Origin of the sequence: Clostridium gallinarum, from assembly GCF_014836325.1 — a bacterium.
In the GTDB taxonomy this organism is placed as follows: domain Bacteria; phylum Bacillota; class Clostridia; order Clostridiales; family Clostridiaceae; genus Clostridium; species Clostridium gallinarum.
Genome location: NZ_JACSQZ010000081.1, coordinates 1 through 10,858, shown reverse-complemented (window position 1 = coordinate 10,858; position 10,858 = coordinate 1). Strand labels below are relative to the sequence as shown.

The window sequence follows — 10,858 nt, the reverse complement described above, 5'->3', positions numbered from 1 at the left end:
TATCTAATATGATATTTTTTACAATTATATTAATAAATACAATAAATTATTTTGAAAATTTTCCTATAGTAATAAAAAATTTATTATATCAATCAAATATTAAACCAGGAATTCATTATTTAATATATATAATTAATATCGCTATAAATATATTTTTTAGATTATCGTTTATTTTATTTTTAATTAATAATATAAAAAAAATTGTATACAATGTGTTAAAAGAAAGAGGAGTTTATGGAAAGTAATAATATACATTTATTTGAGTTTAATGGGAAAAAGTATGCTTATTTAAATAATGCATATATAGTAATAGCATTGAATGATTTATCTTATAAAGTATTTCAACAACATAATAAATATGGAGATTTAAATATAGATGAATTAAAAAGTTTTAATTTTAGTATTGATAGGATAAATAAAATTAAAGAAGTTTATAATAAACTAAAAAATTATGGGGTATTTGATTGTAATTATATTAATTTAGATTGTTTGAATAAAAATTCAAAAAATCCAATTTATAATACTGCAACAATTTTTTTAACAGATAAATGCAATTTGAAATGTATTTATTGTTATGAAGATAATAATGGACATACTTTTATTGATAAGAAAGTAATTACAAAAACATTAGAGTTTTTAAAAGAAAATTCTTATGATAAAAAGATAAATATTAATCTCTTTGGAGGAGAACCATTACTTTCAATAGATTTAATTAAATTTTTATTAAATGAATCATCAAGGCTAGGAATAAACAATAGAGTTAATTATTCAATAACTACAAATGGAACAATAATGAATAATGAGATTTTTAATATTTTAAAGAAAAACAATATATCTATAGCGTTAAGTTTAGATGGAAATAAATCGCAACAAAATATAAATAGACCATTTAAAAATGGTAGAGCATCATTTGAAGTTATAGATAAAAATATTGAAAATTATTTTAAGAAATTGAAAGAAAAAATAGTTGTAAAATCTACTATAACTAAAAATAACAAAAATTTAAAAGATATTTATAATCAAGTAGAAAAATATGATTTTGATGTTTCTATTATTAATTTGGCTATTACAAATGATGAAAATATAAAATTATCTGATTTAGAATTTGAAGATATACTAAGAATATCAAATTTAATTGCAAATGATTATGTTTATAAAGTTATTAATAATATAAAATGTCCTGCTCCTAGTTTTATTACGATGTGGCTGATTCAAATGTATCCTAATTTAAGAAGAAATAGTTATTGTGGAATAAATGATAATGCAATAGCAATTGATACTTATGGAAATATCTATGCTTGCCATAGATTTGTAGGAATGAAGAATATGATTTTAGGAAATATAGCATCAAATGATTCATTAAAATTAAATGATAAAAGAGAGAAATATCTAATACAAAATGAAAATTGTGAAAATTGTTGGTGTAAAAATATATGTAATGGTGGATGTGCACATGAAAATTATATATTTAATAACCCAAAAGATTTTAATTTTATTTGTCTTTTAAGACAAAAATGGATAGAAATTAGTTTGGGGGTATATGCTGAAATATGTAATTCTAATCCCAAAGCATTAATTAATATTGTAGGAGATGATATTTTTTCTAATGAAGCAAATAGATTTATAGCATTAGATAAAATTTGATAATAATATAAATTTATAATTTGCTATAATAAGAAATTATTTAATTTAGGAGGGTGTTAGGGTTTATGGTAATAGATTTAATATTAACAGGTAAGTGCAATTTAAGATGTAAATATTGTTTTGAAAATAGAGAAAATTGCAAAGTAAATTCAAGAGATGAACACGTTGATAGTTCTGATATGAATTACGAAACAGCTATTAAATCAATAGAATATTTTAAAAATATTGCAATAAAAAATAGAGAAAGTATATTGCAAATTAATTTTTTTGGAGGAGAGCCTTTATTAAAATTTAATATAATAAAAGATATAGTAAATTATTGTAATAAAAACATAGATGATATTGAATGTGTGTTTTCAATGACAACAAATGCTACATTATTTAATGAAGAAATTTGTGACTATTGTATAGAAAACAATTTTACAATTATGTTCAGTATTGATGGAAATAAATTATCTCATAATAAAAATAGATTAACTAATAATAGTGAGGGTTCATTTTATTTAATTGAAAAAAATTTAAATTTTATAACTAAATTTATTAATACATCTAAAAAATCTCAAATAAAATATATACTTAATCCTAATAATATAAATTACTTTTATGAGAGTATGATTTATTTAAGTAAATTTAACTCACCAATAAGTTTTGATTTTAATTATGAAGAGTTATGGAAACAAGAAGATATCAATATTTTTCAAAAAGAATTTGAAAAATACTTGAAATTCTATAAAGAAAAAAGAGAGATTATTGGAAGTGAGTTTAATAGTATAGAAATAGAAAGGATATTAAAATCTTTAAGTAATTATGAAATAAACAAATATTGCAATGCAGGAGAGACAATGTTTGCTATAAACTTTAATGGGGATATATATCCTTGCTCGAGATTTATATTGGAAACTAATGAATCATTAGGAAATATTTATAAAAATCATAAAACAATCGAACTGCAAAATAATATAAATTATTGTGATGAATGTTCACTAAAAAATTATTGTAATGCACAATGTAAATTTATAAATAAATTATATACAGGAAGTATTTTGAAACCACCTAAATTTTTTTGTGATATTCAAAAAATTTTATTTTATTATATATATAAAACTTTTATATAAAATTACTTTTAGTTATAATAGGAGGATGTTATATGAAAAGTTTAAAATTAAAAATAGGTTTGTTACTAAGTTTTATTATAATTGGAGTTACTTTATTTATTAATTTTTATAAGCCTTTTGATAAAGAAAAAGAACTGTATAAAGTTTTAAATGCAGAACACTTTACTTATTATAGTTATACAAAAGATAATATAAAAGAAATTAAATCTTTAAATAATTATATTAATTCAATATATGATGATTTTGAAAATAATCTTGGAGTAAATATAGATAAAAAAATAGATATTATGATTTATAAAGAATCTAATGATTTCACATCAGCTATAGATTTCGGTACATCTGAAAAAGTAGTGCCATTAGGGGGAGCAAATGGAATAGGAATATATATAGTAGAAAATCAAAATGGTTATGATATTAAAGAAATATTCAGGCATGAATTAATTCATAAACTAACGTTTGCTAGAAATGTTTCTATGTCAAATCCAGCATATGAATGGTTATGTGAGGGGATAGCATATTATTATACTTATATTGATAACAATAAAAATTATAGAGCAAATAATACATTAAGAGTAGCAGCATTAACCAATAATATTCCTGATTTAAGTAAAATATTAAAAAATTCTAGCTCTGTAACTGATGAATTTGGATATGATGCATATAGATCTATAGTTGATTTCGTTATTAGTAAATATGGAAATGATAAGTTACTAGAAATAATAGATAATGTTGGAGTAAAAAATATAAACGAAGTTTTAAGCTTAACAGAAGAAAAATTTATTGAAGAATGGAAAAATTTTATGATTGAAAATTATTAATTAACCAACAAGAAATATTTGTTAAATTTCTTGTAAATTCAGACTGCTGATAAATTATCAGCAGTCCTAATATAAATCATTAACTATATTTAATTAGTGATTTTTTTACTTACTAAATTAATTTTATAATGAATCATTAGTTGGCATAAGAAAAACTAATGCTACATATACCCAAAACATAACTCCTATAAAGACTATAAATAATACTCTTAATATATTTGAATTGAATCCAAAATAGCTTGCAATTCCTCCACAAACCCCACATATAACTTTATCTGAATTAGATTTATATAATATTTTATTCATTATTACTCCTCCAGTTAAAATATACTATATTTAATATTATATCATAAGCTTGCATTTCTTTTTATTTCTATTAACTCATTTTCTACATCTTTATATGAAAAATATACTTTATCATTATAACCACTAAAATATTCTAATCCTTCATGTCCCCATTCTCCTGGATTTGATACAATAATATTTCCATCTTTATCAGCTCTTATTTCAAACCCCTCACAAATATGTTTTTCTATTGAAAAAGTTGGTTGTGGACATTCATAGCCTTTCTTTAAATGATAACATTTTATGATATTAAAATTAGCTTCCTCCCCATGCTCGCAAACTTCACAAGGGCAGTCATCACGCTCTATTGTATATACTATATCTCCAATTTTACAAGGTAATTTAATATTCATAATTTTTATAACCTCCATTTAGTTCAAAGTAAATATTCTATTTAAAAAGCACCTTTACTTTAGGCAAACAATGAGTTATAATCTTATTGTCGGTAAGGGTATAACTACATTGTTATGCCTTTTTTATTTATATTTCTAAATTGCTCCTGTCAGTATTTTCACCTATAAAACAAATACCTTTATATATCCAATTACCATTTTCATTATTAAATGTTATATAGATAGCTTTATATTTATTAGCTTTATCATCTAAAACATGGTCATATGCTTCGCCACCTTGCAACATATAGCTATTATCTGTTTTAGGAGGTAAAACATTTCTAAAATATTCTATTATCTCATTATCAACAATATCATTAATATTTAAATAGTCTGTTATATCACCTTTCCATTCTTTATATGTTTTTATTTTTTTCAAATTAAATATTTTATGAATAGCTTTTTCAAATAAATTAAATACTTTCATAAGTAATGGACTATCTAAATCTAAATCGTCCCAACTTCCATATTTAACAGTACATCCACCAAGTACAATTATTTTTTTATCTTCACATAAAATAAAATCTAATATTGTTTCTGAATCATATAAGACAGCTCCTTTTCCAGTTTGGCTATCATAACCAACTACTGATAACCAATTATTAATCTCATTAACTTTTTTACTTAATTCTGAAAAATTTAAACCCATAATAAATCCAATCCTTTCATTTTAAATTAGAACTCTCGGTTAGCACCTCGTGTTGTTGTTTTTTTGTTGAGCCTAAGACTACATATCGAAGTGAGTTGTAAAGGAAAATGGAAGAAAAAATTTTGGCTGCTAACTGCAGATCTAGTTGGCCGACAAAATTTTTTATGGAATGGCTTTACAACTTGAGCGGAGATATGATAGGCTGGTGATTCAAAAAAACAAGATGAAAAGAGAAGTCCTTTACGGACTTCTTACCTATTTGGAAGCACTCCATCGGGACACGCTTATAGGAAAAAGAAGCTTAGATATTATTTGTTTTAGATTGGTCGCTCGGGTAGATGGAACAAGCTAAAGCAATATAATATCTTAGCTTATTGAAGTGTTATAAGTGGGTGATGGGAATAGTGCCAGGAAAATTTAAATGTGTCCCAGGAAACTCAAAAATTTTATTGATTTTTATAAAAAAATAGGCTAAAATTTATATAAAAACAATTGTGTCCCAGGAAACAGAAAGAAGGCATAAAAGTGAGAGAAAAAATAATAAATTTAATAGAGCAGGGTATTTCACTAAAAGAAATAAGTGAAAATTTAGGTGTTAATTATAATACAGTAAGACAAATTTCAGTATCAAATAAATTACTTAAAAATTTTTCTGAATATCTAACAAATGAACAAATAGAAAAAATGAAATCACTAGGAAATAATATAAGAGCTTTAGCACCTATAAAAAATGATAAAGATTTAATAATTACACTAGCTGACTATATATATGATGGAATCACAAGAAAAGAAATAGAAGAAATAGTATCAAGTATAGATGAAATAAGAGAAAGAAAATCCAACCTAATAGAAAACTATGATTTTGAATTATCTATTATTAATGAAAAAATAGAGTATTTAAATGAACAAATAAAATTAATAAATAGTAAGGATTTAATTGATCTATTAACCAATCAATTTAGATTTATCAAAGATATAGAAGATAAAGAAATTAGAAAAGGGTATTTAAATTTAATTGCTATAAAAGTTCATTACAATAGAGTTTTTTATGCTTTAGGTAGACGGGTAAATCTTAATCTATGGAACAAACTAAGGAGAGCAGAAGCAATAATACCAGGAGCAAATGAAATAGTTGATATGGAAAAGTTTAAAGAGCTTACTATAAATACTATAAAGAGAAATAATTATTATAAGGATTTTGAAAAAGAAAGAAATATAGTAGAAATTAAACATTTAACTGTAGAAAATCAGTTAAAACCTTTAATAGAAGAAAATAATAATAAAATAATTGAGTATAAAAATAAAATTGAAAATGTAAGAAAAGATATAGGAAAATCTACTAAAAAAGCAATTAATAATTATTTTGAAGAAAGAGAAATTAGAAATAAATATATTACAAAGTATGATAGTATAACACATCCTAAAATACAACAAGGAGCTGCAAAGTGGTTATATAATAGCGGTTATATATCTACTATAGAATTAAGTAAAGATAAATATAAATTTGATGTTATAGGATACGATGATAATACCATTATTATAATGGAAGCTAAAGCTAGTTTAGCAGATTTAAAAAATGATAAAAAGATAATTGATTATATGAATTATTGTGATAAATTATATATAGTTTCAAATAATTATTCTGTTTGTGATGAAGCTAAAAATATTGATAGTAGAGTAGGGGTAATTAAGTTAAATGATGGCTTTGGTTTTCAAGAAGTTATAAAAGAAGCTGAAAATTTAAATAATGGAGATAGGAGCTTAGTGCCTTATATAAATAAGAAAAATTCAAGAAAATTTATATTTGGATATTAATTAAAGAAGTTCATTTTTTTCTTATTTAAGCTTATATGGAAAGTATTTATAAGATAATTAAAAATTAATCAATGATTCTGATATCAAAAATATATAAGTAGCATATAGAATTTTTTATTATATAGATTTAACTATATAATAGTAATATCTATATAGCAAAAGAAAAGTATTATTTAATATATAGTTTAAATAATACTTTTTTGTTTTATTTGTAATTATTTATTACATTAAAATATTGTTAAAATTACAATTTAAAAATATAGAAATTATAATATGATATGATGATTTAGTAATAAGATTGAAAAGGGGTTGATATAAAAATGAGGTATAAAATATTCAAACCATTCTTTAATAACCTTATAAAAAAATATGGAGAAAGAGATCTTCTTAGATTAAATGATATAAAGTCAGATTTGTTAAGAAATAATTTGTACAATCAATTATTATATTATTTAGAAAATGATTATATAAGAGTTATATATAAAGAATTTACTAGTTTTAAAGAAATGAATCAAGAACAAGATAAAAATGATAATATCTTTAGTATATTTTTAAAAAATATAGAAATGGATGAGTATATTGAATATATTGATAATAAATATCCACTTTTAAAGAAAAATTCATCTAAAAAGATACATGATTATATAGATTTAGTTTGTGAAATATATAATAATTTTTTGTTAGATAAGAAAAATATTGAAAAAAATATTTTTGAAAAATGTGGTGAATTAATAGACATATATGTTATGCAAGGTGATATTCACAATGGTAAAAGTGCATGTAAAGTTGTAACAGAAAATAGTTCATTTTATTATAAACCGATTAATTCATTAAATATGGAATTATTTTATGACGTTTTGGATTTGATAACAGGTAATATTAAAGAATTAGATATAAAAAAAATTAAATATTTTTCAAGGGATACACATACATGGTTAGAAGAAATAAAATATGAAACTTGCTTTGAAATAGATGAGGTAAAAAAATATTACTATTTATCAGGAATTTATTTAATGATATTTTATATCTTTTCATCTTATGATATGCATTTTGAAAATATAATAAGTAATAAATCTACGCCAGTAATAGTTGATTTTGAGACTATAGCTCATGCATCTACTACAAAATCAGAGTATGATAATGATTTTAAAGAAGTAATAAATAGTATTCTTAATTCTGCATTTATTCCATATATAAATGATAATGGAGCATTTGATATAAATTTAAGTGGTATACTTTCAGAAACAGATGTTTCAGAGAATAATGAATCTTATATCTATACTGTAGATGATAAATATGGTATTAAGTTAGAGAAATATAAATCATGCTTTTATGTAGAAAATCAAGTTTCTTTGAATAATGAAAATGTTTTAGAAAAATATATTACATTAGAAGAAATACGTAAATTAATAAGAAGTGGATTTGAATATGCAAGCAATGTAATAATTGATAATAAAGATAAATTAGAATCAATTGCATTACTTTATATGAAGAATGAAAAGTTAGAATTAAGGCAATTATTAAGACCTACACAAGTGTATCATCAATTTATTGAATCTTGTAAACATCCAGATATTTTAATTTCTGAAAAAAAACAAGATGAAATTTTAATAATTTTAGAAAGTAATTTTACTCCATCAAGCTATGGATATATTAGAGTTGAAGAAGAAATATCTAAATTAAAAGAAGGGTATATTCCTAAATTCTATAGTTTGGGATATTCAAAAGATTTATACTCAGATGGAAAAATAATATGTAAAGATTATTTTGTAGAATCTGCATTAGAAATGGTTATAAAGAAAATTAGATCATTAGATTATAATCAAATAAAATATCAGATGAGATTTATTGATTTATCTATATTAACTTTAGAAAAAAGTGATAGCTTTGGAAAAACTACAGTATTAAAAAATAAAAAAGGAGATATAGATGTTAAATATATAAAAGATATTATATATGATTTAATTGATGATATAGATAATTCTACAATTGATTATGGCAATAATTTCAAATCTATTTTTGGTCCACATTTAACTGATAAAAAAAATATGTGGCGATTAAGAGATTTTAGTGTTGATATTTATGAAGATGGGGGAGTAATATTATTACTTGCTTATTATGGATATACATTTAATTGTAATAAATCAATAGATTTAGCAATAAATTTATTGAATTATATTAATCTATTTAAAGATGATCAAAGAATAACCAATAATTCTATTTTTACAGGAAAAGGAAGTTTGTTGTATTTAAATTATAATCTATATAAAGTATTAGATAAAATTGATATATATAAAATTAATTCAAATGAATATAAACAAATTTATTATGATATTGCAAATAATCTTTTAGATAAGATTATTGAAAAAGAGTTTGATAGTGAAGATTTTGATTTTATGGGAGGAGCAATATCAAGTATATACTTTATAGCTAAGACTTATTTAGATTATTCTGAAAATTATGAGGGGATTAAATCTAAGTTAGGTGAAATAACAGAAAAAATTAAGCTTGAATTCAAATATGAATGGATAAATAAGTTTGGATATGCTCATGGTATTACAGGAATAGTAGTATGTTTAAGTGTATTATATAAGGTTACAAATGAGTCAGACCTATTAATAATAATTAAAAATTTATTAGAAAAAGAAAATAATATATTAATGGAAAACATGGTTGATTTAAATAATTCTTGGTGTAAAGGAATATCAGGAATTTTATTAGGTAGAAATTTATGTGTTGAAAATATTTTAATTTCTGAAAGTAAAAAAGAAATAGAAATTAAAGAAATAGAAATTAAAGATTTAGCACTTAGATTTAATGATTATTTATATAATGAAAAATATGAAGAATTAATTTTTAATGAAAGCAATTTATGTTTATGTCATGGGTTATATGGGAATATTGAAGTATTACTAAGATTAGGAGCTAAAGATAAATTCAAAGAAAAGATATATAAAAAGTATTTTGATTCATTTGATAATATTAATTGGGTAGATTCTCTTAATATCCCTATTAATACATTTATGCTTGCTAATACAGGTATTGCATATGTATTATTAGAAATTTTTTATGATAATATACCTTCAATACTTTCATTAGATATATTTGAATAAAAAGCATATTAGAAATTTTAATAAGAGTGGAGGAGTATTATGAAAGTATTCGTTTATATTGGAAGTCCAAGAGGTGAAGAATCAACGGGATATCAATTTATAAAAAAGGTTGAAGAACATTCAAAAACTTTAAGGAATGATATTATTTTTGATATATTTAGTGCTGATAAATTAAATATTAAAGAATCAGATGGAACTGGTAAAGAGTTTATTACAGGAAATACTATATATGATGATGATATGAAAATAATAGAAAAGTCTCTTTTATCAAGTGATTTTATCATTTTTTTATCACCAGTATATGCTCATAATATAAGTGGACAAGCTAAAATATTTATTGATAGATTATCATATTGGCTACATATATTTAGACTTATAGGAAAAAAGGGATATGTAGTAAGTGTTTCATGCAATAATGGAAATGATTTAGTAAATTCTTATTTAACTGAAGTTATGCAGTTTTTAGGTATTTATGTTTTAGGAGAAATGAGTATAGAAACTACAAAAATAAATAGTGATGATGTACTGAATAGTTATGCTAGATTTTTAGCAAAGAAAATTGTTATATCTCAAGAAGAAAGTGATATAGAAATTCCATATACACAAGAGAAAATGTTTGAGCATCAAAAATTAACACATTTAAAATCTGAAATATATTCAAAAGAAAAACAATTTTGGAAAGAAAATAATTATTTTGATTATAATACATTTGAAGATTTATTCAAAAGTAGAATGAAAGTTTAATTATATTTATTAGATGAGGAGAATCTGTCATATGTATAAACTTATTAAAGAATTAGTAAAAAAAAATAAGATATCAATATTAATTATTTTTTTATTGCAGTTTATCTCTTCAATTATTTCAATGTTTACTCCATATTTAAATGGAAGCTTTATAGATTCTTTAATATCTGTATCTGTAATTAATCAACTAGTTAACTTTATATTATTTATAGTTCTTCTTAGT

At 22.0% G+C, this 10,858-nt stretch carries 9 protein-coding genes and 1 pseudogene; 7 read left to right on the top strand and 3 right to left on the bottom strand.

Going from position 1 to position 10,858, the window contains the following annotated elements:
• Positions 1–234: 234 nt before the first annotated feature.
• From H9660_RS14900 to H9660_RS14890, 3 genes are all read left to right on the top strand, one after another.
• Positions 235–1,644, top strand: coding sequence for a radical SAM/SPASM domain-containing protein (locus H9660_RS14900; RefSeq protein WP_191751170.1), 1,410 nt, complete (start codon positions 235–237; stop codon positions 1,642–1,644).
• Positions 1,645–1,709: 65 nt separating this feature from the next.
• The gene (locus H9660_RS14895) at positions 1,710–2,759 is read left to right on the top strand and encodes a radical SAM/SPASM domain-containing protein (RefSeq protein ID WP_191751169.1); all 1,050 of its coding nucleotides are present in this window, start codon (positions 1,710–1,712) and stop codon (positions 2,757–2,759) included.
• 32 nt (positions 2,760–2,791) lie between these two features.
• Entirely contained in the window at positions 2,792–3,577 is a 786-nt protein-coding gene (locus tag H9660_RS14890) for a peptidase MA family metallohydrolase (protein WP_191751168.1), read from the top strand.
• 123 nt (positions 3,578–3,700) lie between these two features.
• Here H9660_RS14890 and H9660_RS14885 read toward each other — a convergent pair whose 3' ends face one another.
• The 3 genes from H9660_RS14885 to H9660_RS14875 all read right to left on the bottom strand — a co-directional run bounded on the left by H9660_RS14885 (position 3,701) and on the right by H9660_RS14875 (position 4,963).
• The gene (locus H9660_RS14885; RefSeq protein WP_191751167.1) at positions 3,701–3,883 is read right to left on the bottom strand and encodes a PspC domain-containing protein; all 183 of its coding nucleotides are present in this window, start codon (positions 3,881–3,883) and stop codon (positions 3,701–3,703) included.
• A 41-nt stretch (positions 3,884–3,924) separates the two neighbouring features.
• Positions 3,925–4,275 carry a hypothetical protein gene (locus H9660_RS14880; protein ID WP_191751166.1) on the bottom strand — a complete coding sequence of 117 codons (351 nt, stop codon included), beginning with the start codon at positions 4,273–4,275 and terminating at the stop codon, positions 3,925–3,927.
• A 127-nt stretch (positions 4,276–4,402) separates the two neighbouring features.
• Positions 4,403–4,963, bottom strand: a complete 561-nt coding sequence (locus H9660_RS14875) for a hypothetical protein (protein WP_191751165.1) — start codon at positions 4,961–4,963, stop codon at positions 4,403–4,405.
• A 525-nt stretch (positions 4,964–5,488) separates the two neighbouring features.
• On the opposite strand from H9660_RS14875, the gene H9660_RS16625 reads away from it, so the two are divergent.
• From H9660_RS16625 to H9660_RS14855, 4 genes and pseudogenes are all read left to right on the top strand, one after another.
• Positions 5,489–6,778: an MmcB family DNA repair protein gene (locus H9660_RS16625; RefSeq protein ID WP_191751164.1), complete on the top strand. Its 1,290-nt coding sequence runs from the start codon at positions 5,489–5,491 to the stop codon at positions 6,776–6,778.
• Positions 6,779–7,098: 320 nt separating this feature from the next.
• Positions 7,099–9,891: a type 2 lanthipeptide synthetase LanM gene (lanM, locus tag H9660_RS14865; RefSeq protein ID WP_191751163.1), complete on the top strand. Its 2,793-nt coding sequence runs from the start codon at positions 7,099–7,101 to the stop codon at positions 9,889–9,891.
• A gap of 39 nt (positions 9,892–9,930) precedes the next feature.
• Positions 9,931–10,635 carry a flavodoxin family protein gene (locus tag H9660_RS14860; RefSeq protein ID WP_191751162.1) on the top strand — a complete coding sequence of 235 codons (705 nt, stop codon included), beginning with the start codon at positions 9,931–9,933 and terminating at the stop codon, positions 10,633–10,635.
• Between the two features lie 31 nt (positions 10,636–10,666).
• Positions 10,667–10,858, top strand: a pseudogene (locus H9660_RS14855) (hypothetical protein); the annotation flags it as partial.

Excerpts from the sequence above, each read along its gene's own strand:
- H9660_RS14900 (WP_191751170.1), top strand. The coding sequence starts at position 235 with ATGGAAAGTAATAATATACATTTATTTGAGTTTAATGGGAAAAAGTAT.
- H9660_RS14895 (WP_191751169.1), top strand. The coding sequence starts at position 1,710 with ATGGTAATAGATTTAATATTAACAGGTAAGTGCAATTTAAGATGTAAA.
- H9660_RS14890 (WP_191751168.1), top strand. The coding sequence starts at position 2,792 with ATGAAAAGTTTAAAATTAAAAATAGGTTTGTTACTAAGTTTTATTATA.
- H9660_RS14885 (WP_191751167.1), bottom strand. The coding sequence starts at position 3,883 with ATGAATAAAATATTATATAAATCTAATTCAGATAAAGTTATATGTGGG.
- H9660_RS14880 (WP_191751166.1), bottom strand. The coding sequence starts at position 4,275 with ATGAATATTAAATTACCTTGTAAAATTGGAGATATAGTATATACAATA.
- H9660_RS14875 (WP_191751165.1), bottom strand. The coding sequence starts at position 4,963 with ATGGGTTTAAATTTTTCAGAATTAAGTAAAAAAGTTAATGAGATTAAT.
- lanM (WP_191751163.1), top strand. The coding sequence starts at position 7,099 with ATGAGGTATAAAATATTCAAACCATTCTTTAATAACCTTATAAAAAAA.
- H9660_RS14860 (WP_191751162.1), top strand. The coding sequence starts at position 9,931 with ATGAAAGTATTCGTTTATATTGGAAGTCCAAGAGGTGAAGAATCAACG.